Source organism: Pseudomonadota bacterium, from assembly GCA_026390555.1.
In the GTDB taxonomy this organism is placed as follows: Bacteria; Bdellovibrionota_C; UBA2361; order UBA2361; family OMII01; genus OMII01.
Window position 1 is genome coordinate 1 of sequence record JAPLFS010000026.1, and the last position, 23,957, is coordinate 23,957.

Genomic DNA, 23,957 nt, shown 5'->3' on the forward strand with positions numbered 1-23,957 from the left:
CGGTTCCGGACACCGCACGATATTGGCCTCAACATCACGCTCGCTAACCTTTTCGTAATCAAGCGTAGCGCTGATGGGGCCAACCTGTTCAACGTAACTGATGATCTCAACCCCAAGGGTCTCTTTAAGAAATTTTCTTGCGATAGCGCCAGAAGCAACACGCGCTAATGTTTCACGCGCAGAGGCGCGCCCACTACCGCGCCAGTCCCTTCGGCCGTACTTGGATAGATAGGTATAGTCAGCGTGTGAGGGACGGAAGAGATCTTTGAGGGTGTTGTAGTCCTCGGAGCGCACATCTTTATTGTGCGCTAACATAAGGATCGGGGTGCCGGTCGTTCTACCCTCAAATACCCCACTCAGGATATGAATGGTGTCCTCCTCTTTACGGGGGGTGGTGATATCGCTCTGTCCCGGTTTGCGTCGGTCCAGTTGAGCCTGGATGTCGTTCTCACAGATCTCTATCCCAGGGGGGCAGCCATCAACAACAACCCCTACGGCGCCGCCGTGCGATTCACCAAAGGTGCTTATCTTGAATATCTCGCCGAATGAATTACCAGCCAATGTGGCCTCCTATATCAGGCCACTCTATCACCCAAGAGCCTGCATAATCGAGTCCAGTTTATCAACGGTAAGTTGACCAGGCGCGGATTTGCTGACCGCTTCGATCGGGGCAAAAGCCATCTCATTACCCCAGACCGTGCCAAAAACACGGGTAATTACTCCGTGTTTGCCCATGCCAAGCACGATACTTTTGTGCCCATCCTCGCGCAGGTCTATTAGGAGCGATAGGAGCCTTAGCGCATCCCTCTGGATGGAGCAGTGGGTGGCGATCTTCATTATATGCGCCCCCCAACCCTCCATGCGGTCGGTGATCGATCTAAGCTCTGTATCAGAGGGGGTAAGTGCGTAGTTGTGGTATGAGAGGATCGTCTTGAGCGACATCCGTTCAGACTGTAAGCGTGTGATCTCTTCAGCTTGTACGGAGATGTCGAGATCGACCAGCACCTGCTTGCGCGAGAGAGTAGAGAGGATCTTAAAGCGCTCTTCAGATGAGATCTGCATAGGCTCCAGGTTCTGTCGCCTGAAGATCATTATTAATCTGTGCGGATAAAGCCCCACAAGTGAGGCGGCAAATCCTGAATCTAGGTCTTCGACGTAATCGAGCCAGACCTCAAAGTAACGAAACTTGCTAAGATTGCTCTCTATGTTGGCCTGAACTTCAGAGCGGGTGCGCTTGATGATCGGCAGACAGTATCTATTATTAACGCGGGAGGAACTATTCAGCATGCTTTACCGTTGTATACTTAGCTTCTTAGTATACTTCAAAGCATGGCTGCGGTCACGGGCCTACGGCATTTCTTAGGATTTTTTCCATAACCTCGCGCGTACCATTGACACCCGGATTGTTACCCCCGGTATGAAGTTCGAACTGGGCCAGGCCCTGCTCAAGAAACATATCAACCCCACGCAGTACGGTTGCTCCCTGGGCCTCTGCATCCCTGATAATTCGGGTGGAGAATGGGTCGTAGATAGTTTCAAAAACTGTGTGATGTTTGCAGATGGCGCTAGCTGGGATGGGGGATTCGTCTGTGAGGGCTCCCATACCTAGCGAGGTGGTGTTGATGATTACATCAAATGCCGCCAGTTCAGAGTTTTTTTCAATAGGGAGTACCGCAGCTTTCCAGGTACGCGCGATAGTACGCGCTTTATTAATAGTACGGTTGCATATAGTTACCTGAGCACCACGACCCGTACAGCCAAATACAGCCGCCTGAGCAGCCCCGCCAGCGCCTAGCACGAGTACCTTTTTGCCGCGCAGGGGTGCCAGGCGTTCAAGGGGCGTTACGATACCGATCCAATCGGTGTTGTAACCTACTAACTTCCCCCCCTCGTTAACTACCGTATTGACTGCGCCGATCTCCTGAGCGGTTGAATCAAGGGCATCTAGGAGCTTCACAATTGAAATCTTGTGTGGCATCGTCACCGCCAACCCCCGTATATTCATGGCGCGCATGCCGCGTAGAGCATCGCGCAGCTTTTCTGGGGTGACATGCGCGGCTGCCATAACGAACGGTAGTTTAAGAGCTGCATATCCGGCGTTATGAATGGCTGGAGAGAGGCTATGAGAGATGGGATCCCCAATAACTAAGCAGAGCGAGGAGTGCGCGGTTATGGTGATGGGTGACATGCTAGTGACTCTATCCCTGAAACGATCTCCGAGCAAACTTCACCAATGGATCTATCGTCAGTATCGACCGTTATATCAGCCCAGCAGGCGTAGATAGGGGCACGTTCGTTAAAGAGCGCCAGCGCCAGCTTGCCATCGCGGAAGAGGGGGCGTGTTGTTAGGTCACCGTTACGGCTAATGACGGTAGCGAAGGTGCTACGCAGAAAGACAACTATGCCGTTATTTGTTTTGAGCTGCTCCATATTTTCGGGGCGGCCGATAACACCACCCCCACTGGATATAATGAGATTGCTCTGCTGGGCGAGTGTGCGCGCAACCTCTGACTCAAGATCTCTGAAGAAACTTTCACCCTTAGCTGCGAAGATCTCTGGAATCGAGCCAAAGCCTGAGCGTGAAATGATAAGCTCATCCATCTCCAGTGCCGGAATGTTAAGCTGTACAGCGAGGTTAGCAGCCACGGTACTTTTACCGGCCCCCATAAATCCGATCAGTATAAGCTTATTCATATCAATAAAGGTTTAGGGTGCTAACTCGCGGCACATCCAGAGGAGAGCCACTCGCGCTCAACCGTTCCGAAGAAGCGATTAAAGCCGAGCTTAATCTGATGAATCTCCTTGGTAAACTCAGACACAAGCTCCCCTGGCCCCCGGAGCTGCGGCAGGGAGACCTTAACAGAATAGATCCCGTTACCATTACTTTCAAGATCATCAACCCTAACAGGAACCCATGCCAAAGATGAGGGATTATCCCCCGATCTTACCAAGCGTTCTCTAACTGAAATAGCAACGGTACGTAGTAGTAAGTTAACGAGCAGGCTGGGTTGATTAACGGGATAGCTCGACACATCATCATGAGAACGTATCGCCTTGAGGTGAGTTACTGCGGTAGACTTGTGCTGATCAAGTTCAGAGAAGGCGCTATCAGAGAAGATTGGGATCAGCGCAGCATGTTTAGGATCCCCATCCGGTGCTACCAGTGTTACCTGAATCGGATTGCCCAGCATTTCTAGAACAACACCGGATCGGGATGGATTTAACTTAAAGTCTGCGAGAACATCGAGTCTGCGGTCTGGAATAAGGGAGTAGCCCTCATCATCCTTAACTGTCATTAGTGCAACAACCGCATTACTTCCACACAGATGCATCTCGTCTACATGTAGCTCTATGAATCCAAACTCCCAGGTATCGAGCCCATAGATCCTCCGTAGGCGGGATTCAAAGGCGTTTGCAAGTTGGCGATCGTGGATCTCACGGTATCCGCCGTGTTGGTGCGTGAGCCAATCGTCAACGCGACCGGCTACAGCATCTCTCTGTTCCCTGCTAGGTAGATCTGGATCGTTGCGTTCGGAGCGGTTGTCAAACATCATTAGATAGATGGTAGCACCGAGGCATATATCCACCAAGAGGATAACTATTCACCCCAGTATAGACTTGTCGGTAAATAGTTTCATGAGGTTATCTCTGTTCATTACGGAGCAGCGCGTTTCGCCTGGTCCATAGCGCAAAACGGAGCAATGTAAGCAAGCTCATTAGTAGACAGAGAGCGGTTGCCACCACCGCGACCTGAATATGGGAGCCGTTTAGGAGGAGTGCCAGCCGTTGCAGCGTAGATGGGGTGATGTCCATACATACCGAGCAATCGGAATATCTGCTCGTTAGGCCCGCTAGGTATAGCGTTATAACCTGTGAGTTCGAGCAGGTGGGGGTGTTAGTTAAGCACTGCGCTAGCAAGCGGCTCATCAGGAATCCGATGCTGAGGACCGCAGTCGCTGCGGTAAGTAGTACGTAACCTACCCACCTTTGGATAGTTCGGGCTGGACGCACTAAGGGCAGTAGCGCAAGCAGCGGTAATATTAGTGTGAGCGCAAGCTCAAGCAGCTCTTTTTCTAGGGGCATAGTATGAGTCTACTTTATTGCTATGTGTAGAGGCTATCCGGAACCTTTGACTACCTTGAAACTATTCACCCCCACAGCATTGCTGCGCGGTTTGTTAATAAACCTTGAATCATATGCATTAATCAGGCCTACTTATATGCATGCGAACAACCTTAAATATCGATGACTCCTTGATAAAAAAAGCTTCTAAACTTACTGGAATAGGAGAGAAAACAGCGCTCGTAAAAGCTGGGCTTGAAGCGCTAATTGCGCGTGAAAGCAGTCGCAGATTGGCAGAGTTAGGAGGCTCCGAAAAGTCTCTGCGTCCTATACGCAGACGAAGAGCCGGGCACTAAGCGTGATTCTGGTTGATACATAGATTTGGGTAGATCATCTTCGTCGAGGCAGTCCGGGGCTGGTGCAACTGCTGAAGAAAGCAGAGGTAATCGCGCACCCATTTGTGATAGGGGAGCTCGGTTGTGGCAATCTCAAAAATCGCCAGACGATCCTAGCCCTACTTAAAGAATTACCAACCGTAACGATAGCAGAACATGAAGAGGTTCTGGAGTTGGTTGAATCTCGCAAACTTATGGGTCATGGAATTGGCTGGGTCGATGCCCATCTACTTGCTTCGGCGCTGCTATCAGGAAGCCCTCTTTGGACCGCCGATAAAAAGCTTCGATCCCTGTGCGCAGCCCTCGGCGTTCTGTACTAAACAGGATGCCCCATAGAGCCAAGCATGCGAGTGTGGTTCCTCCCCAATAAGTGTGGGTGGGAAGCTACTGGATGAAGGCATAACTATGAGCGGCAGTTGGAAGAAAAGCCGGTCGAAGAATGTAAGATAATGGATGCTGAATCCCTGCGCTGGAACGTGCGCTGCTTCCCGTGCAGGGGTTTTCCATCTAATGTAACACACTTATCGGTAAGGAACCGTTTTTAAGGGTTAACCGCTATCGGAGCGGGAGCAGGTAACGGGAAGCGGTTCACGTTCCCGCGCAGGGGTTTTCTATCTAATGTACCCACACTTATCGGTAAGGAACCGTTTTTAAGGGTTAACCGGTATCGGAGCGGGAGCAGGTAACGGGAAGCGGTTCACGTTCCCGCGCAGGGGTTTTTCATCTAATGTACCCACACTTATCGGGGAGGGGCCCGTTTTTTTATTACCTACTCAACCTGAACGCCGGTATGCAGTGGTCCACCACGAAACATCGGCCAGGGGGTGTAGTTTGGATTATTTCCAGCGCTACTTGTGATTAGCGTAGCGAGCTCTGTATAGATCTTAAGCGTGCCGACCCGATTAAGGGAGCCCGCAACTACGAGTTCAAGGGTTCCATCTCCGGTCAGGTCAGCAACCGCGACCGCGTTCTTTAATCCTTTAAATCCGGTAAATGAACTCCTCCCATCATCACAGCTCGCCGCTTCGCAACTTAAGTGTTCCCCCGTTGCTCCTGCTAGGATTGTCAGTCCGCTACCATTCGCTACGACAACCTCGCGTGAGCCGTTCTTATCTAGATCCGCTATAACGAGACCACCGAACAGACCAACCGTGCTTGAATTGTGATCGTTTACTAGCGGAACGGTTGTCCACAGTGTTGTATTACTATCAGGGTTCCACGCGATCACACGGCTAGTGCCGTCACCACCATATACAGAGAGCCCCTGTACAGGAATAACCACGTCGTTTAGGCCATCACCATCTACATCCGCTACAGCCGGCTCGGCTCCTGTACAGGCAGGGACCTGTAGAGTTCTTAGCAACCTGCCCGTTGCTAGGCTAAAAACTTTTACATCTCTGCCGCGCTTATTGGTCGTATTTTCAGGAAAGTAACAGCCGGTTGCAACAACCACCTCTTTACCCGTATTGGCGCTGATAAGCTCCGCTACGACCGGGGGTGACTGCACTACCTGATTGAACTCCGCCCGCCAGACCGCTGAGCCGGCTTTACGAAATCCTATCTCCGCACCCCGTTTAAAAAGGCTACTTTTAAGAGCATACAGGTAGCCACCGTTCGGCGTGGGTGGATTTATGACGGTATTCTTAGAGATATCCGTTCCGATTATGATCTCTGGACTTGCGTCGCCATTAGTATCGGCGACGGCGGCCGAAGAGAATACTGTGTCCGCTGCATGATAGAACCCCTTGAGTCGTCCACTAGCAGAGAGCATGTATATATTTCGGTCCAGAGAACCGAATACAACCTCAAGTGTGCCATCCTGATCTATGTCGAATAGGGTAGGGGATGAAAAGACCGAGTGACTGATGGCGAATAGGCGCCTACGTTTGGCGAACTGCTTAAGATCAAACCTCCAGGCCTCTGTGCCATCTGGGCCATTAAAGGCAACTACACCACCACCGCACGCAGTTCCCGCGATTCCGCCGTAGCCCACCACAACGTACTGGTTAGTTCCTCCAAGTAGCGCTCCGACCGCTGGAGATGAGTGTGCCCTGTTGTTACCGCTAAGTGAGGTGCAGGAGTTCGTTGGTAGCGCTTTCTCCCATAGTACCGTTCCATCTCCCAGTACCACAGAGACGATACCGTTGGCTGAGGTAACGACGATCTCCTTGCCGTTATTGAGGTTGCCATCTATCTCAGCTATTGCTGGGCTACTATACCCGGGGCCTGAACTACCAAGTTCTACAGTAATGGGTTCAGCAGAGGCCAAGAGTGGGAGTGAGGCGCTTGCTACCACTACTACGATACTTTTTGCGAGGCTCTTTATTATGCACATAGGAGTTAGAGACTAAAAGGATACGAAAGGCTAACCATCAAAGTGTATGCCATCTTTAATAGGAGCACACGTTTGCGGTATTATTCTAAAGATTATCGATTGTTACGCAGATTTAATTTCGATCCCAGTTAGCCGTAACGTCTCCCAAAATTCAGGGAACGATTTATCAACAACCTGCGGCTCCTCGATCTCAATTCCAGGGATCTTGGCCGAGAGCATAGCAAATGACATCGCCATACGGTGATCATCATACGTTGCGATACGAGCCGCACCTGGTATCCCGCCGTGCACGACGAGATAATCAGCCCCAGCCTCGCTCTTTATGCCAAGCTTTGAAAGCTCTGTGTGCAGCGCTGCGATGCGGTCGGTCTCCTTAACTCTTAGGGTGCTAAGACCTGTAATGGTGGTTGTGCCCTCTGCACATGCCGCTATCACGGCGAGGGTTTGAGCGGTGTCGGGCATTGCGGACATATCCGCTTCTATAGCTTGAAGCTTAGTTGGGCCTGTAACGGTGATGGATCGTTCTCCACGGGTTACACGGCACCCCATGCGGGCGAGTAGCTCTGGAAATTTTATATCCCCCTGAGCTGAATCTGGATTTATGTTACAAACGCTAACGGTTCCGCCAGAGATAGCGGCAAGTCCCCACAGGTAGGAGGCTCCCGATGCGTCCCCTTCAACCTGGTATTCACGAGCAACGAATCTCTCAGCACTCTGATATTTATAGCTTCTGTATTGATCGTTAGTAATTGATACACCAAAGTCACGCATGCCTTGCAGAGTCATATCGATATACGATTTTGATATCTGCGGGCTTGATAGCTCTATAGTAAGGTCAGCGGATCTATTAAGGGGCGCCGTTAATAGAAGCGCCGATATAAATTGGCTACTAACTGAGCCGTCCATAATAACCGTGCCTGCACCTAAGGGAGCAGGACAACGGATACGCAGGGGCGGGCATCCAGTATCGCCGTGATATTCTATATCTGCGCCGAGGCATTTCAGGGCATCTACTAACTCCTTAATCGGGCGGGTATGCATGTGCGGTGTCCCAGAGAGGGTGATATCACACCCCGGAATACCAGCACACAGAGGGGCTAGAAAACGCATCGTTGTTCCGGCTGGTCCGACATCGATTACGCCGTGATAGGGGATGAATTCTCCAGCACGACCGGCAACGATAAGCTCCGAGCCTAGCGCGCTAGCCCTTTGATGCACGACGACTCCGAGCTTACTAAGTGCCAGGATCATGGCTACACTATCGCTGCTGATAGAGGCAGAGGAGAGGCGCGAGGTGCCATCTGCTTGGGCTGCCATCAGGAGGGCGCGGTTGGTGTAGCTCTTTGATCCTGGTACAGAGAGGGTCGCATTAAGGGGGCTTGTTGGGGGTGTTAGTAAAAGGTGGTGCATAACGTACGTTAGGTGGGTTGTATAAGGACTAGCGCCTCCTGCACTAGCTCTTCAGGAACCGTAAGATCGAAGCTTGCCTTACCGATACGATCAATTAACACCCACTTTATCTCGTTACCCACGTTTTTCTTATCGCGTGCCAGCGCTGTGCGTAGCTCAGTAACTGGAATCTTTGTTGGCAGCTCTGTAGGGAGCTCAGCTTGAGTGATGCCATGCTTAATCTGCAGGTAGGTGGCCTCAGTAATCTTTGCAATTTTGTACGAGATAAATGATTCAGCAAGCATGCCGATTGAGATAGCTTCACCGTGAGTTAGCGAGATCTTATTACTAATGGCGTAGCTCTCGATGGCGTGACCAATGGTGTGTCCAAAGTTAAGGGTTTTTCGAACTCCCTGTTCCGTTTCATCCGCCTCGACTATATCTTTTTTAATCTCGCAGGAGCGCAGGATTATATCGACCAACTGATCTGGGCTGTGGGCTGAGTATGCACGTGCCGTAACACTCTCAAAATAGTCAGCATCAGCGATTAGTCCATGCTTTATTATCTCTGCGAATCCGGAACGGAGCTCACGAGCAGGGAGTGTGGCCAACGTGTCGATATCAACAACGATACCTATTGGCTGCATAATAGAACCGAGTAGGTTCTTAACCCCCATAAAATTGATGCCGGACTTGCCTCCGATACTTGCATCAACCTGCGCCAGAAGCGTAGTGGGGAGGTGCATAAAGGCGATACCGCGCATATATGTAGCTGCAGCAAAGCCAACTAGATCGCTTAGTGCACCACCCCCTAAGGTGATAACTAGTGAGCGACGGTCGAGCCTTTGGGCGACGAAGAATTCCCATACTCCTTGCAGGCCGGTACTATCCTTCATACGCTCCCCACCCTCCAGCACAAGTATGCGCGCATTTGGGGTCTTGAGGGTTTCTGTCAGGCGCTTGAGTGCTGCGCTAGCACCGGAGTCCGCTACTATAACCACGGAGGAGTAACTCTCTAGAGCTATAAGAGTTGGGAGGCGTTCAAGTAGACCCCTTCCAACCCAGAGTGGTGAGCTAGATTGTATTCGCGCAACGTTTATCGTTAGAGAGCTCATTAATCACACCTGTATCCTGCGAAGGTCTGCCATCAATTTTTCAAACTGCGGATACCTGAGTGCCTGAGGACCATCGCTCAGGGCCTTCTCGGGCTCCGGATGAAACTCTACGATGATACCGTCCGCTCCGACAGCCTTTGCTGCAAGGGCAAGGGGTGGAACTAGCTCTCTAACGCCAGCAGCATGTGATGGATCAATAAAGATCGGAAGGTGCGTACGTTGTTTAAGCACCGGAACCGCGCTGATATCGAGGGTACCACGGGTGGCGGTCTCAAAGGTTCTGATACCCCGCTCACACAGAAAGACCTGCTGATTGCCGCCAGCAAGGATATACTCTACTGCTTGCAGGAGCTCCTCAATCGAGGAACTCATGCCGCGCTTTAGCATAATGGGACGTCTGATCTGACCGACAACCTTGAGTAGGCTGAAGTTTTGCATATTACGGGCACCGATCTGAATAATGTCGGCCTTCTCCGCAACCCGGTCAACATCCTCGGTCGTCATGACCTCCGTGATAACCGGCATACCGAAAGCCCTACCAGCTTCTACCAGCAGGTCCAATCCTTCGTACCCCATGCCCTGAAAGCTGTAGGGCGATGAACGGGGCTTGAAGACTCCGCCGCGCAGGATCTTTGCGCCGTTATCGCGCGCCTCCTTAGCGCAAGACATGATCTGTTCACGTGATTCAACTGAGCAGGGCCCTGCGATCACAAGAAAGTTGCCATCTCCAATCTTAACTCCACCGACATCGATGATGGTGTTGGAGCTCTTATGTTCGCGGGTGACGAGCTTGTAGCCCCTGTCCTTAGCGGGAGCGCTCTTGGGCGCGGTAGTGTCCTCCTTGATCTCAATTACTATTGCAGCCTTTGGCTTAATTGCAATTTCAGGGCGCTCTACAACGGTCGGCTCCACATCGCAGGCCGGGAAGCACCCGAGCACCTTGATAAAGCGTACGAGCTTAGTTAGATCGGCAAGTGTCGCCTTAACCGGATCTGAGTCAAGATTTCCCAGGAAATCGATATAGAACATCTCCTCCCAGCTGTTGCCTGGAATAGGGCGGCTCTCAAGCTTTGTCAGATTAATTTCACGCTCCTTAAACACCAAGAGTGCCTCGACAAGAGCTCCCGGCTTATTAAGGGTGTGCATTACTATGGAAGTTTTGCTTGTGATACGAGCATCGACCTTATGAGGGTGCTTTGCGATCACAATAAAACGGGTGAAGTTGTCCTCCTGGTTGGCGACATTACGTTGGAGCACTGAGAGCCCAAACATCTCGGCGGCCTCTGTGCTGGCGATAGCGGCGTGTAGCTTATTACCTGCCGTATGAACCAACTTTGCCCCGATAGCGGAGTCGTTACAGAACTCGATGCTACAATCGGTAAGCCCTGTAAGAAAGTTACTGCACTCAGAGACGGAGAGGGCGCTGGCATAGATGCGCTCAAGGTGCGAGATGGGTGCGTTCGGCATGCCGATTAGGCAGGGGCTGACACGTAATTTCTCCTCGCCTACTATTGAAACACGGGAGTTGAGTAGAAGATCGTAGACGTCGTTGATGCCACCAGAGGTTGTATTCTCAATCGGCAGAATACCGTAGTCACAGCTTCCGGCCTCAACCGCACGGACCGCTTCCAGGTACGTTTTAAATCCGATAAAGGTTGGGGTGCCCGAGGTCTTTGAGGATGAGGAGACAAAGCTCCGTCCCGCCAGGTGACAGAATGAGCCCTCAATCCCTTGAAAGGCTATGCTGCTGCTGTGCGTCAGCACGGTGGAGCCGTTTAGCTTAGCTTGTAGGTGGTCGTGCTGCGTGCGAACCGCTTCGGCGATTACCTCGTGAAAGATATTGGTTACGTGCTGGGCCTCAAGTCCAAGCTCACGACCAGCAGAGATACGTTGCTGTAAGAGCTGCTGCTCGCGTGGAATATCTCGCAGTATAGCGTGTTCAGTTTCCTTGGCCTCGACTACCTGTTTTGCAATCGCACGTCGCTTTGAAAGTATGGTGAGCAATCCCTGGTCTAGGCGATCGATCTCGCTACGGAGCTCAGAGAGCGGGGTGCTTTTTATAAGGGCTGTATCTGTTGTCATATCGGTTATATCTCCAGTGGTTACTCTTGTTACTTAATGAATGTGAGAAATTTATTGTAGTCAGTATTACGACCGTAGATCGCATCTAAATACGCGGTCTTAAGGGCGAGGCTAATAGGGCCAGCTTTACCATCTCCCAGAGGTGTGTCGTCTATAGAGCCTATAGGGATAACCTCTGCTGCGGTTCCGGTAAAGAAGGCCTCATCGGCAGCGAGTGCATCCTTAAGAGATATGCGCTTTTCAGTGACCGTAAAGCCATTGTCACGGGCGATCTCAATCATCGTTGCGCGGGTAATGCCAGCTAAGATCGTCCCAAGTGGTGGTGTGATGATCTCGTTATCCTTAATCATAAAGAAGTTCTCTCCCGGACCCTCAGCGATAAACCCGTTAGTATCTAGGAAGAGCGCTTCGTGATACCGCGAACCTTTCAGCTCAAGCACCGCTAGGATGCTATTAACGTAGTGGCCACATATCTTCGCATCCGCAACGGTCGAGTCGGGATGGATACGGATATACTTGCTTACCTTGATATCGGCCGCTTCGACCGGAATGTAGGCGCCCCACGGCCAGCAGGAGATAATGACCTCCAGTGGGGCGTTGCTTGGATCGAGGCCCATTACGCCATATCCATATATGACAAGGGGGCGGATGTAGCCCTGCTCTAACTTATTGCGCTTAAGTAGTTCGCAGGTTGTTGCACACAGCTGCTCAACGGAATAGGGGATGGCCATGCCGAGCACGCCAGCTGAATAGTGTAGCCGCTGCATGTGCTCCTGTAGACGAAATACCGCCGGGCCCTGCGCGGTCTTGTAGACCCTAATGCCCTCAAATGCACCACCCCCATAGTGCAGGGAATGGCTAAGTACGTGAATCTTAGCCTCGTTCCAGGGAACAAAGGTGCCATTCATCCAGATAAATTCAGTGCTCTCCATTAACGCTTCCTTTTGACGTTTTCTAATCTTGAATTACGCTCAGGCAAAAAAAAAGGCCCTGCAGTTATGCAGAGCCTTCATTTCAGCACGTGCTGATGCTCTGCCTTAGCAAGACCTGATAAAATACCAAAATGTAGGAAGGGCAGACGATCTATTCATACAAAGAACATATCCTTTACACCTGTTTAAAGCAAGAGAGGGAGCCTATGGCTCCCTCTCCAGATTAGGCTAGTTAAGACCTTATAACTAGATACTAACCAGCGTTACCGGTTCTACCGACTGGCGTAACTTTATAGCAAACTGTATCCGCAGCCGCGACGCTTGATCCACTTAGCTGTACGTACACAAATCCGTCTCTGCCTCTACGCTTCGACTTGATAGAGATCTGAGATATGGAGCACCGAGGTGCCCCGCCAGCCGCGCAATAGGCACGCGCCTTACCGGTCTTAGAATAGGTTCCATAGTACCCTACAGCGCCGGCCTTAACGCCATCTGAGTAGTAGAAATTCATAGGGAATAGGGGCGGACATTCCTCGTTGCAGATAAATGTTGGGCCAGCTGCACGGGCATCACTTGTCGGAATGTGGTTTGAGATCACAGATTTCCAGAGGAACTCGTTGCCGGTAACCTCTTTGACTGTGCTACATACGTTGCTAAAAGCACTGATCGATGCTTTTGGGTCACCCCGCCGCGCCAGCTTGCGAATGGAACGAGCGCTTAAGTTACTTGAATCGTCTGCCCAGGCGGTGCTTGATACGAGCACACCTAGCGCTAAGATTGAGAGTAGGACTCGTCGTGCAGTAATCATTAGTAGCTACCTTCCTGTAATGTTTTCGTTGTTAAGATGAGGGGCATTTCCCAGCAATCTTGCGAGCCGGCTCTCGCCAGTACCAATTTTACCTGACTTGGTTATAAATCCGCAAGGGTAGTTAGTTAGGAAGCTTTACCCCCCCCCCCCCCCACCGATATTTCTGGGGGGGTAAAGCTTATAGGGCTCTCGAGTTGTTAGTCCTATGCAACATCGTTCTGAGGTTGTACCTCTTTCGGATCCTCTTTCGGAGTTCGCTACACCCCTGCTGTAGGTGTCTGCTGCTCTCCCATAAAGCTAACATCCCTGCGCTCGTTAATCCCGTTAATGTATGCCGCAGCGGTTTGTTGGTCTAGCTGTCCAGCCTGGACGGACTTAGTGATGGACTCTGCCAAGCTCTCATCGGTTAGTTTAAACTTAGCGATGAATGTATTGACGTTCTTGCGCACATCATCGAGCGAGGTAGCGTTACTAAGTGCGGCGTTAGTAAAGTAGCCGATAAAATCGCTCTTAACCTTCTGATTGCCCCCACTTAAAAGATCCATCACCGGATTGAGCCACGAGATAGCGTACTTAGCGAGTGGGTTCTTAGTGTCGATCTCGTATGGTCGACGTCCCCCTAACTCCGCCCTAGGTTTACCATCAGCGCCCATGTCGTACTGCGTTCCGTTCGCCAAGGTGAGTTTATTCGACGAGTCGATGACCTGTTCCTGCACCAGCAGACCTCGCACCGAATCGCGTACCTTTTGGTCTTTGTGCTTTCCGGTTTTAATGCTACCAAAAAGCCCCCCTACGATCCCCCCAAGCGCGCCTCCGATAACGGTACCGATGCCGGGAAAGATACTACCGATCGTTGCTCCAAGAGCGGCACCACTTGCAGCACCACCTGCCGGTGTTGATTTACCCCAATTCATTATCAGGTCCGCGGCTCCCATGATTCCGCCAAAGATGCCTGCGCCCATCCCAAGGAAGCCGGTCGCCCCCGTAGCGGCAGCTCCAATGCCTGGTATTGCTGAGGTTGCTGTATTAAGAGCTGATCCCGCACCCTCTAATAGAGCGCCCGCTGCAGGGGCCTTTTGCAGCAGCTGTAAGGCTCCTAAAGATTGAGGGAGCACGCCTGTAAGAAATTGGGAGGCCTTGTCTTTACTTGAATCACCAACAGCACCACCGACCAGTTGTTGAAGTACGTTTGAAGAGAGAAGACCCTGAATACCCTGAAATCCCATATATATCTCCTTAAAAATATCTTTTCAGTAGCTGTTTGATCAGTGGTCGCTTGGCCTTGATATAAGGCCAGAAACCACCTAGAGCGAACTTGTAGTTACATAATCGGCAACGGCCCCCGTTTGTTGCGTACCTTGGGGCTCTAAACTGTTTTCCATTACCTACAGATCTGGGGTAGTATTAGGACCGTTAGTTTGGAGGTCTTTATGCTGCGACTGAATCTGCTTTTTACCGTATCGTTCGCTATTGTATCGATTGCATTCATATCTGGGTGTGCGAATACCACCGATTATAGCGGTAGCGGGGTCACGCAGGTTGTAGAGATCGATTCGAACGATTCAACGATCGAACTTGGAGATGGCTCGGTATTTAAGATAGACTTTGTGTTTGATCAGAACGAGGTATTTCTTGACGATGGAGAGGTGACCGTCGTAGTTAAGTTCCCTAGAGAGCTTGCATATCGCAGCAGTTCTGCCGAGATTAACGAACCGGGTAGCCGCGATAAGGGGGTAGACCCCACGATACTGCGCTGCTCAAATGGCGATACATATCTTACCTTTATTCTTGATGATAATGATCTAGACGGGGCATATATGCCTAGCGATGGCTCAGACGCACAACTCAAGATGACACTTGATGGACGCCGTGCTGAAAATGTAGTTATCGTAGAAGCCAAGGCCGATGATGGTACCGTATTATTCGGATGCGACCAGGAGTTCGATCCGGATGAGCAGGAGGTTGTCACCGTCGGGTAATTATTTCTGGCTGGAGTTGTATGTCTGTATGGGTCCGTTTAGCTCGCGTAACGCTCTTTATCGTCTGCGTGTTTCAGCCGTGGCAGAAGCTTGTTGCGCAAGGCTCCACAATAACCCCCGAGCAACAGCGCTTCAGTAACGAGATTATAAACGAGTCGGTTAATACCACGACCCTTTTTGCATCTCAGGATACCTTCTCTACGGGGCACTTTGACAAGCACCGTATTGGGCAACCAGATACCAGTTACAATACAATACGGACGCCCTTCGAGGCTTTGCTGACAGATGGTGCCGGCTCCGTTCAGCCGTTCGTGCAAGGCAGCATTGGGTTGCTTAAGGTTGTAGGCGGAGTTGCGCCGGTTAATGGAGTAGGGGAGAACGACTTATCAACCTCCGATCTTATCTCAGTGGCTACCGGGCTAGGCGCATACGTTACATTGAGTGAGGATTTCAAGTTGGCAGCCTCAATCTCGCTCGCCTATTCTCACCTCAGAAATAACTATGATTTTAAAAATGAGTATAGCCAAAAATTTTTCAAACCAGAGGATGACCTGTTGTACAACTGGAGCTTAGATCTATTGACCTATACACCAACGATTAGGGCGCTCTATCAGAGTAAGTTTGGCGAATCTATAGTTCAGTACACCCTGGGATATAGTCATATCTTTAATGATTCAATCGCATCATCAAGCTCGGCTATCACAATTAATTCCGCAACTGGCTTGTTATGGAACAGATTTGCCTATACTCAGCCGCTCGGGATTGAGGCGATCTCTGCGCCGTTATCTCTACGGCCCTTCTTTCAATGGAGCAATATCAGCGGAAAGGCATCCAAGGGGTTGGACCTAGTTAATCTCTTTGAGGTAGGGGCGGATCTGGTGATGGACTTTAAGGAGAAGTTTATCTGGTTCTCTCAGATTAGCTGGGGGGGGAGCTATGTGACCGGCGATAGTTTTGAGGGTTATCATATCGGCTTAGGAGGAAAATTTTGAGGGTACTACTCGTCTCGGCTACCATGCTTGAGGTTCTGCCAACCATAGCGGCAAATATTCCTAGCGCTAGCGAGATCTCTGGTTTTGGAGCAGCGGGAACTCTACTAACGGGCAAGGGGCTTGATTGTCTGATTACCGGGCTGGGACAGATGCAGTGTGGGATACACCTGACGGCGCTACTCGCGCGCGAACGGTACGACCTGGTAGTACAGGCTGGAATTGCTGGCAGCTTTACTGATAGATTTCCCAAACGTTCTATCGCCGTTGTTAGTCAGGAGAGTTTAGCGGACCTCGGAGCAGAAGATAATGGGGGCTTCCTTGATCTTATGGAGATGGGGCTATTAGATCCTAATCAGGCACCATTTTCGCAGGGACGATTGATCGCCCCAGAGCTTATGATTAAAGCGCTTAGCGCCCTGCCACGCGCATCTTCGGTTACTGTTAATCGAGTACTCAGTAGCGAGTCTAGTATAGCTTGGGTGCGTGAGCGCTATGTTCCAGAGCTGGTTAACATGGAGGGAGCGGCGCTATTTTATGCCTGCCTTCTGAAGAACGTCCCCTTCGTCTCACTAAGATCCGTATCAGACATGGTTGGAGCACGGGATAAAGGCTCCTGGGATATCCCTGGAGCAGTGGCGGTTCTTAACGCAACTCTCGGAGTGCTCCTTGAGGAATCTATGAGCTAGTTTCGCTAGACGTACCTAGTCAGCATATTCCAGAAATATTCGCATACGATAATGACACTCAATAGCCCCTAAGGGGCCGATTTGCGGAGCAAATCGGGGGTGAAAACATTAACTGGTCACAAAATCTGCCGTCCCCGATCAGGGGACGACCAATCGAATTACCTATGAAACTTCGCCGTAATCTCAATAGCTTGAAGTAATCTCAATAGCTTGAATCGCGACATTAAACTACGGTGACCAGTTACCGCTAGACCTTCTTCGCAATCTTGCTGAAGAAGATGCGCGCTTGAGCTTCTAGATTTCCCAACGAGGAATCGTTAAAGATAATGTAATGACTGCGCTTGATCTTCTCGTCATCCGAGAGTTGGGCCTGAATCCTAGCTCGCGCCGCCTCAGGCGAGAGTTCATCTCGCTCTACGATACGCGCAATGCGCTGCTCCTCTGGAGCGGTAACGAGGATGATCTTATTTACCTCGGGGTATTTAAAGCCTGATTCAAAGAAGAGGGGAAGTACATAGACGATCAGGTCTACAAGTGGATTGCGCTGAATTAGCGCAAGCTTCTCAAGCCACATCGTTCTGATAATCGGGTGCAGGATCGATTCAAGCGCTTTGCGACTCGCCTTGTCGGTAAAGATGATAGCCGCAAGTCTGGAACGGTCAAGGGTACCATCCTCCAACACGATCTGAGGGCCGAAGTGTTTAATAACGGCGGCCAGGCCAGGGGTTTCAGGCGCTACCGCGGCGCGGGCGATTAGATCTGCATCAACAACGGATGCGCCCCACCGTTCTAGGTACTTAGCAACGGTAGACTTGCCGGACCCTATTCCTCCAGTAAGAACAACCACATTGGCGGAGCGTTTTGCCGGGGAGGGTGACTTTGTCTTCATTAGGTACTTGATAACACGTTGGCGGGGCTTTGTGCAGCTAATAGGATGAGTCCTTAACCCCTAACAGATTGCAGTAAATCGTAGCAGAGGGTATTTATATGGGGACTCCCAGTAAGATATAGTTGGGGACATTTTAAACTAAGGAATCCTATGCCGGACAAGATAAACACAGAGCAACAGGTACAAGATCCAGCAGACCAGATTCCGGCGCATGAGCAACTCCTTGCCGAGGAACAGGCCCCCTCTAAGGCGCACCGGGACGGTGATCATGAAACCTGGACTAATCAACCAGCCGGAGCCGCTGCGCCGCAGGAGGAGCCCCTCGAGGAGGAGCTTGATGATGAGTATGATAATCAACCGGTCGCACGCAAGCTTATCCAGAACGGTCGGGATGTGTTGTGCGATGAGCTTCCACCTCTTTCAAGTGATGTAACTTTAACTATAGGTGAGGGTAGCGATTCATCTACTGTAGAGTGCATAGTGTCGTTAAACGAGCAGAGCCTTATGGCCGTTCGTTCAGGAGATTTGAATCCGCAGGTAGCGATGCTCTCTGACAAGATTAGGATTAAGGGCAAGGTTGGTATGGCCGTGTATCTCTTTAACCTGGTAGCGCCCCGTGAGCGCTCCCAATAAGAGATAGCAGTGAAGTCGCCATTTAATCTAGCATTTACTACTACATTTTCCGGCAGTGTGGCTGCGGGCACTACCGCTGCATCTGACGTGGGTCCTGCCAATATTGATCAGGTCTTTGGGCACGATCATCTAAAGCCCCTTAAGGAGATGCAGCATAATCGCATGCTCGCAGGGCAGTCGGTGCTCGATCTCTCGATGGTCAATCCCGACCTTGCGCCACCCAGGATAATGATTGACAGGTTGCTTGAGGCGGTAACTAAGCCCGTCAGCCACCGGTATGCTGTTTCGCGGGGTGTGCGACGTCTGCGTGATGGGTTTGCTGAGAAGTATGCTTATCGATTCGGTATCAATCTCGATCCGGAGCGCCAGGTGTGCGTATGTCTCGGAAGCAAGGATGCAACATTTCATGCGCTCAGGGTGCTCGTTCACCCAAGGGATTCCGTAGTTGTAGCAGCCCCTGCCTATCCAGCGCTCCTTTCGGCTGTAGCCCTTGTCGGCGGCGTATCTGTAGAGTGGCGCCACTCGACAGATCCAGAGCGCGCAGCGCAAGATCCAGAGAGCGCAGCGCAGAGCCTCGCACAACTTCTAGATAGTAGTGGAGCAAAGGTGCTGCTCCTTAACTTCCCAAGCAATCCAGCCGGGACCGTCGTTTCAGCCCAGTGGTGGGAGCGGATTGGGGCCATCTGCGCTGCACGCGGCGTCACTATCATCAACGACTTCGTATACGGAGAGATGTGCTTTAGCGGTACACCTGCAGTGAGCGCTCTAAGCGTAACAAAGCAGGGCGCACGGTGTGTAGAGGTGTACTCCCTATCGAAGGCTTACAACGTGCCTGGCTGGAGGGTTGGTGCTCTGGTGGGTGATGAGGCGATAGTTCGTACTGTGGCACGCCTTAAATCACACGCAGATTACGGGCTCTTTCTACCCCTGCAATACGCTGCCGCTGTTGCTCTGACAGCCAAGGAGGACCTCGTACGACAGACCGTCAGCACTTACGAGCGACGTATTCGGGTACTGACCAGCGGGCTGACTAAGCTAGGTTGGGATGTAACAGAACCGCAAGCAGGGGCCTGTGTCTGGGCCCGATTCCCACTGAGTTTGCAGACCAAATCAGAGGGGCGCTTTGGCTCTATAGCAGTGGCTGAATCCCTGCTCTCTAATGGAGGTGTTCTGGTTGCGCCAGGGAGCGTATTTGGCGAGGGCTTCAACGATTATGTGCGCTTTGCCGCAGTTGTATCTGAGGAGAGGATGCGCGAGGTTGTTTCGGCTATTGCAAAGTTGAGCAATGCTAATTCACGCTAGATGTTGGGCCAAAAAAGGAGATATTCTCGCGCTATTGGGGGCTGTGTTGCTATTGGCAAGTGCAGCCCAGGCAGAGCTTCCGTGTGGCACCGCCACCGAGCTAGTCAAGCGCGGGGTTAATCTTGGGGACGGTTCGGATGCCGAGGTAGCGCTTTATAGAGAGGCCGATCTGTTATGTCCAAAGATGGCTGAGATCCATTTTAATCTAGGATTGGCGCTCCAGAAAAAAGCACAATTAAAAGAGGCAGAGGAGCAGCTTCGTAAGGCAATTGCGCTCAAGAATGAAGAGAGCTTTCGTGTTGGTCTTGCGGCCGTGCTACTACAGAAAGGTGAGGTATCTGCATCGCGTGAGCAGTACGATCACGTGCTTGAACAGAACGCCAAGAACGTTCAAGCCCTGCAGGGCATCGCAGTTATTCTAGAGAAACAGCAAAAACTCCAGGAGGCTATCGATACTCTTCAAAAAGCAGCCATCTACGACCCTGTAAATCTAGCCACCTTCTTTAACCTCGGGGTGCTTCACGAGAAGATGAGACGAGATGATGCTGCCATTGCTGCATATAAGCGAGCTACAGAGATAAATTCTAGGCACTTTGAGGCGCTCTTCTATCTAGGCGCGGCACAGGCACGCTTTGGATCTTACAGAGATGCTGAGCGCTCCCTTAAACGTGCGGCAGAGATACGACCAGAGGACGTTAAGGTGCAACTTGCGCTAGCGGAGGCATACGAAAAGCTAGGACAGCAAACGTTGGCGGAGGTTGCGCTACGTAGAGTAACTGTACTCGCCCCACAAAACTTCTATGCACACGTTAACCTGGGGCTTTTACTGATCAATGGCGCCCACTATCAGGAGGCGATCTCTATGCTAACGAGGGCTGCGGCGATCGATCCTAAAAACCCGCGCGTCTGGAGTGCGCTCGGGCATGCGCAGCTTGAGGCGGGGCACCTACAGGAGGCTGAGCAAAATCTTCGGCAGGCGCTAGCTCTAGATCAATCAAACGCCAATGCACATAACAATCTCGGAGTGCTCCTACAGCGCAACGGTAATTTGGATGGGGCGCGCGAGCAATTCGCATTGGCGTTGCAATTTAATCCACAACTTGAGATCGCCCGCAGGAATATCGCTGCCGTAGGTGGGGAATCATAGGGGTTTAGGGTTAGTTAGTGTTTTCAGGTTGTTAACTATCCAACCAAACCCTTTCAATTGAGCGTTGATGCTTAGATGGGCATCTGGGGACGGCGTTACAAAAATATATAGCGCCATGATCAGCTTCTCATAATAGCTATATTCGCCAGTTAATTCAGCTAATTGATGATTTTAAGTAGGTTGTACTACTAACTTCGTTTGGCAGTATATCCGTAGTGCCACCCGATGCTGCTGCATATACTGAGCAGCACTTCAGTAGTTGTGTTGGGTCGAGAGATTGACCTAGCAGGGCTGGCTTATAGTGTTATTTGTAGGTTTGTGTGTGGCTTAAAGCTGAGAAGGTGTGCTGAACTCTGTATAGTTCTTCACGCTGCTCCAGTTTTACCACCGGTTTATGCTAAGCGGGTTAGGTGTAAGAGATATGTCAGCAGTTTTAAAGTTAGTTACCCAGAAACATTTTAGTGAGCAGGTCGATGTCGATCTGGAGAGTTCGTCACGTAACGGACATTCTCTCCAGACCCCGTTATCGTACCTATCACCATGGCAGCCTGCAGTGCTGCGACATGTAACTGAGCGTTTCTCAGTTAAAGGTCAGACGGTGCTCGATCTAACTTGTGCGGCCGGCGCGACCGGCGTTGAGTGCGCATCCCAGGGGCGGCACTTTATTGGATGTACAAATGAGTACGCCCTGGCCAAGCTCGCTAGAGCGCGCCTAAATCCAGCAGACATAGCAGAGGTCGTTCTGCGCCTGCAGTTTATTAACTTAAAGCGGCCGGTGGATATTCGTGGTTTTCAGGAGCCGTTCTCTAATTTCTTTGACATCGATACCTATCGTGAGTTGCTGAGTCTGAAGCTTGCATTGCGTGGCTCTCAGGACCGTGTAGGTCACTTCATCCAATTTGTTGTAGCCTCTATTATTCATGGGCACACAGTTGGTCATCTATCGGCCTATACATCGCCGCAGGCTGCTATCACGCCTGGTGCACAGGCAACCCTTAACGGTAAGAGGGGCGAGGTTCCTTCGTACCGTGCTGTAGGTGCGCGCGTTATTAAGAAAGCAGCCATGCTATTGCGTGATGGGATTCCTTCAGGATTGCAGGATGATTCTATTGAGCGTTCGATATACTGCGCGGAGCCAAATAACATCATTGATGTAGGTACTGGCAAGGTCGACCTTGCGCTCCTCTGTCCAGAACAACCTGGAGCAGTGCAGCAGGGCTTACGTTCATGGCTTCGTTCGTGGTGGCTGGGTATGGATCTTCCAGAGCAACGTCCCGAGATTGCAAGTATCCCCGCATGGCAGGAGCATATCAGCGAAGTGCTGCTTGAGACGGCGCGTGTGGTTCGTCGTGGAGGCCGTGCGGTTATACGCACCGGGAACGGTCGTCTTGGAACCAAGGTGGTTAATTATAAGGAGCAGCTTGCACAGGTACTCGATGCCTGTCTTCCGACCTACTGGCAGGTTGAGGGTACGATTATAGAGCAGCACGTTAAGAGCTCCGGCATGATCAAAGGGGCCTCAGATAGGCCTTACAGCAGCGGTGCTGGTGAGCTTGTAGTGCTGCGCCGAAAGTAAGTCAGTCAGATCAGAGGTTTGAGTTAACTACTCTCGTTTCTTACTAGAACTGCCGATACCTAATGCTGAGTAATATTGCGCAAGCTTCATGTGTGAAGCTGAGCAACGGGCGTTTTTAGGTGAGCTATGTTCTCAAGCTTCATACCCAGGATCCTTATTGCCGCTACCTCCTGTAAGGCGGGAAAGTCACTGCTCGTTTTGGGGCTCGTGGTAGCTCTGCGCAAGCGCGGGTTGAGCGTCTCGTGCTGTGTGACCGGGGATGCTCTGCACCAGGCGCTTATATTCAGTAGACTTACCCGTCGCTATACACGCGTACTCGATCGAAGGCTCTTAAGCGAGGGCGATCTTATGGCCTCCCTTTATCAGGCCGGTCTTGGTGCAGATATCGTTATTATCGATGGGCACGGTGGACTTTACGATGGAGTAAAGTCCAATGAGAATCTCGGCTCCGATGCGGAACTTGCAGTGCTCACAAACACTCCGACCGTCTTGGTAAGCGAGCTTAGGGAGGCATCTAACAGTGTAGCAGCCTTGGTGCGCGGCTTTACTCATTTCAAAGGGGCCCCGCAGATTGCGGCGCTAATTGCGAATCGTGTTGCTCCGCATGCGGCAGATATATTACTTCCTCCGCCGGTGTTGGGTTTTCTCAATGAGTGCATGGATGCCTACGCACTGCCGCGCTTTATAGGAGGATTACCTGAGACTACACTTACTGCGCTACTGCCTCCATCAATCCTATCGCAAAAGGAGAACTTTACAGCACTTCCGATGCAGTTCTTTAACGATGTAGGAAATTTAGTTGAAAACTACATCGATATCGATGCGCTCATTCAGATTGCAGGAGCTGCAGCACCGATTCAGTTGCAGGAGCCCCTTGCAGACCCCCAGAAAAGGTTGTGCCGTTTTGCGGTAACCGATGATAGCTGCTTTAATATCTGCTACCAGGATAACCTCGATCTGCTCAGGTACTACGGGGCAGAGATCGTACCATTTTCGCCGATGATCGATAACGATCTGCCAAGAAAAATTGGAGGACTATATATAACTGGAGCTTATATAAGCTCGTACTGTGAAGAGCTCGCACGTAACGAGCAGCTACGGAGATCGATTAAGCAATTCGCAGAGGCTGGAGGTGTGATATATTCCGAGGGTGCTGGAACCGCATATCTCTGTCGTTCATACCAAATTGAGAAAGGTGGCCCAACCTACCCCGGGGTTGGATTAATTCCAGCGGAGGCGTTCACTGTACAACAACCCCATGCACTGCTTGAGGCTGAGCTGATCGATGATTCGGTGCTGGGCCTCACGGGTGTAAAGTTACGTGGGGCAACGACCGGAGAGTGGGGGCTACGGAGCATGCATGCTGGGGCGGGGGGGCAGGTGGTTAATACCATGAGGATACATATCCCCAGATGCTCGCCGGTTAATGAAGGCTATTCCGCCTCAGCACAAACGTGTAGCACCTTCCATTTCCTGCACTTTGGTTCTAATTCCCAGGTAGCTAAGTCGCTGGTGGACGCGGCATTGGTGCATGAACGGAGCAAGCCGCCGGTTGATGACTAATTTATATGTAACTAGTCAGCATATTCCAGTAGCAGGGGCGCTCTGCTTTAAACACAGCTCTAAGATGGTGGA

General features: G+C 51.2%; 24 protein-coding genes. 10 read left to right on the forward strand and 14 right to left on the reverse strand.

Annotation, left to right across the window (positions count from 1 at the left end):
• From aroC to NTV65_02810, 6 genes are all read right to left on the reverse strand, one after another.
• Positions 1–561 (reverse strand): chorismate synthase (aroC, locus tag NTV65_02785; protein ID MCX6114128.1); only part of this gene is annotated, 561 nt, incomplete at its 3' end.
• A 27-nt stretch (positions 562–588) separates the two neighbouring features.
• Entirely contained in the window at positions 589–1,287 is a 699-nt protein-coding gene (locus NTV65_02790; GenBank protein ID MCX6114129.1) for a type I 3-dehydroquinate dehydratase, read from the reverse strand.
• 52 nt (positions 1,288–1,339) lie between these two features.
• Positions 1,340–2,188 (reverse strand): shikimate dehydrogenase, encoded by an 849-nt coding sequence (aroE, locus tag NTV65_02795; GenBank protein MCX6114130.1) that lies wholly within the window; start codon positions 2,186–2,188, stop codon positions 1,340–1,342.
• Positions 2,170–2,694 (reverse strand): shikimate kinase, encoded by a 525-nt coding sequence (locus NTV65_02800; protein MCX6114131.1) that lies wholly within the window; start codon positions 2,692–2,694, stop codon positions 2,170–2,172. Before NTV65_02800 ends, aroE begins: the two co-directional genes overlap by 19 nt.
• Before the next feature lie 20 nt (positions 2,695–2,714).
• Positions 2,715–3,590, reverse strand: a complete 876-nt coding sequence (locus tag NTV65_02805) for a hypothetical protein (protein ID MCX6114132.1) — start codon at positions 3,588–3,590, stop codon at positions 2,715–2,717.
• A 52-nt stretch (positions 3,591–3,642) separates the two neighbouring features.
• Positions 3,643–4,083, reverse strand: a complete 441-nt coding sequence (locus NTV65_02810) for a hypothetical protein (protein MCX6114133.1) — start codon at positions 4,081–4,083, stop codon at positions 3,643–3,645.
• A gap of 140 nt (positions 4,084–4,223) precedes the next feature.
• Between NTV65_02810 and NTV65_02815 the strand changes: the two genes are divergently transcribed.
• Both NTV65_02815 and NTV65_02820 read left to right on the forward strand, forming a co-directional pair.
• Complete coding sequence (locus tag NTV65_02815) at positions 4,224–4,418, forward strand: type II toxin-antitoxin system VapB family antitoxin (GenBank protein MCX6114134.1); 195 nt, start codon at positions 4,224–4,226, stop codon at positions 4,416–4,418.
• 23 nt (positions 4,419–4,441) lie between these two features.
• A complete protein-coding gene (locus NTV65_02820; GenBank protein MCX6114135.1) occupies positions 4,442–4,777 on the forward strand; it encodes a VapC toxin family PIN domain ribonuclease in 336 nt (111 codons plus the stop codon).
• A gap of 449 nt (positions 4,778–5,226) precedes the next feature.
• Here the strand turns inward: NTV65_02820 and NTV65_02825 are convergent, their stop codons facing one another.
• The 7 genes from NTV65_02825 to NTV65_02855 all read right to left on the reverse strand — a co-directional run bounded on the left by NTV65_02825 (position 5,227) and on the right by NTV65_02855 (position 14,344).
• Complete coding sequence (locus NTV65_02825; protein MCX6114136.1) at positions 5,227–6,792, reverse strand: PQQ-binding-like beta-propeller repeat protein; 1,566 nt, start codon at positions 6,790–6,792, stop codon at positions 5,227–5,229.
• 102 nt (positions 6,793–6,894) lie between these two features.
• Positions 6,895–8,202, reverse strand: a complete 1,308-nt coding sequence (gene aroA / locus NTV65_02830) for a 3-phosphoshikimate 1-carboxyvinyltransferase (GenBank protein ID MCX6114137.1) — start codon at positions 8,200–8,202, stop codon at positions 6,895–6,897.
• 8 nt (positions 8,203–8,210) lie between these two features.
• Complete coding sequence (gene aroB / locus NTV65_02835; GenBank protein MCX6114138.1) at positions 8,211–9,296, reverse strand: 3-dehydroquinate synthase; 1,086 nt, start codon at positions 9,294–9,296, stop codon at positions 8,211–8,213.
• A 3-nt stretch (positions 9,297–9,299) separates the two neighbouring features.
• Positions 9,300–11,378: a bifunctional 3-deoxy-7-phosphoheptulonate synthase/chorismate mutase gene (locus tag NTV65_02840; GenBank protein MCX6114139.1), complete on the reverse strand. Its 2,079-nt coding sequence runs from the start codon at positions 11,376–11,378 to the stop codon at positions 9,300–9,302.
• Positions 11,379–11,407: 29 nt separating this feature from the next.
• A complete protein-coding gene (locus NTV65_02845) occupies positions 11,408–12,310 on the reverse strand; it encodes a branched-chain amino acid transaminase (protein MCX6114140.1) in 903 nt (300 codons plus the stop codon).
• 253 nt (positions 12,311–12,563) lie between these two features.
• Entirely contained in the window at positions 12,564–13,118 is a 555-nt protein-coding gene (locus tag NTV65_02850) for a hypothetical protein (GenBank protein MCX6114141.1), read from the reverse strand.
• A gap of 257 nt (positions 13,119–13,375) precedes the next feature.
• A complete protein-coding gene (locus NTV65_02855) occupies positions 13,376–14,344 on the reverse strand; it encodes a glycine zipper domain-containing protein (protein MCX6114142.1) in 969 nt (322 codons plus the stop codon).
• A gap of 204 nt (positions 14,345–14,548) precedes the next feature.
• Here NTV65_02855 and NTV65_02860 point away from each other — a divergent pair, with 204 nt between their 5' ends.
• From NTV65_02860 to mqnB, 3 genes are read left to right on the forward strand one after another with little or no spacing between them, the layout of a single operon-like run.
• A complete protein-coding gene (locus NTV65_02860; protein MCX6114143.1) occupies positions 14,549–15,097 on the forward strand; it encodes a hypothetical protein in 549 nt (182 codons plus the stop codon).
• 20 nt (positions 15,098–15,117) lie between these two features.
• Entirely contained in the window at positions 15,118–16,089 is a 972-nt protein-coding gene (locus NTV65_02865; GenBank protein MCX6114144.1) for a Solitary outer membrane autotransporter beta-barrel domain, read from the forward strand.
• The gene (gene mqnB, locus NTV65_02870; protein MCX6114145.1) at positions 16,086–16,775 is read left to right on the forward strand and encodes a futalosine hydrolase; all 690 of its coding nucleotides are present in this window, start codon (positions 16,086–16,088) and stop codon (positions 16,773–16,775) included. The genes NTV65_02865 and mqnB overlap by 4 nt, the downstream gene beginning before the upstream one ends.
• A 247-nt stretch (positions 16,776–17,022) precedes the next feature.
• Here the strand turns inward: mqnB and coaE are convergent, their stop codons facing one another.
• Positions 17,023–17,664, reverse strand: a complete 642-nt coding sequence (gene coaE, locus NTV65_02875; GenBank protein ID MCX6114146.1) for a dephospho-CoA kinase — start codon at positions 17,662–17,664, stop codon at positions 17,023–17,025.
• Between the two features lie 150 nt (positions 17,665–17,814).
• Between coaE and NTV65_02880 the strand changes: the two genes are divergently transcribed.
• From NTV65_02880 to NTV65_02900, 5 genes are all read left to right on the forward strand, one after another.
• Entirely contained in the window at positions 17,815–18,297 is a 483-nt protein-coding gene (locus tag NTV65_02880) for an SCP2 sterol-binding domain-containing protein (protein ID MCX6114147.1), read from the forward strand.
• A 9-nt stretch (positions 18,298–18,306) separates the two neighbouring features.
• Positions 18,307–19,599 (forward strand): pyridoxal phosphate-dependent aminotransferase, encoded by a 1,293-nt coding sequence (locus NTV65_02885; protein ID MCX6114148.1) that lies wholly within the window; start codon positions 18,307–18,309, stop codon positions 19,597–19,599.
• 43 nt (positions 19,600–19,642) lie between these two features.
• Positions 19,643–20,746 carry a tetratricopeptide repeat protein gene (locus tag NTV65_02890; protein MCX6114149.1) on the forward strand — a complete coding sequence of 368 codons (1,104 nt, stop codon included), beginning with the start codon at positions 19,643–19,645 and terminating at the stop codon, positions 20,744–20,746.
• Between the two features lie 421 nt (positions 20,747–21,167).
• Positions 21,168–22,322 carry a hypothetical protein gene (locus tag NTV65_02895; protein MCX6114150.1) on the forward strand — a complete coding sequence of 385 codons (1,155 nt, stop codon included), beginning with the start codon at positions 21,168–21,170 and terminating at the stop codon, positions 22,320–22,322.
• Positions 22,323–22,448: 126 nt separating this feature from the next.
• Positions 22,449–23,885, forward strand: a complete 1,437-nt coding sequence (locus NTV65_02900; protein ID MCX6114151.1) for a hypothetical protein — start codon at positions 22,449–22,451, stop codon at positions 23,883–23,885.
• The last annotated feature ends 72 nt before the right edge of the window (positions 23,886–23,957 follow it).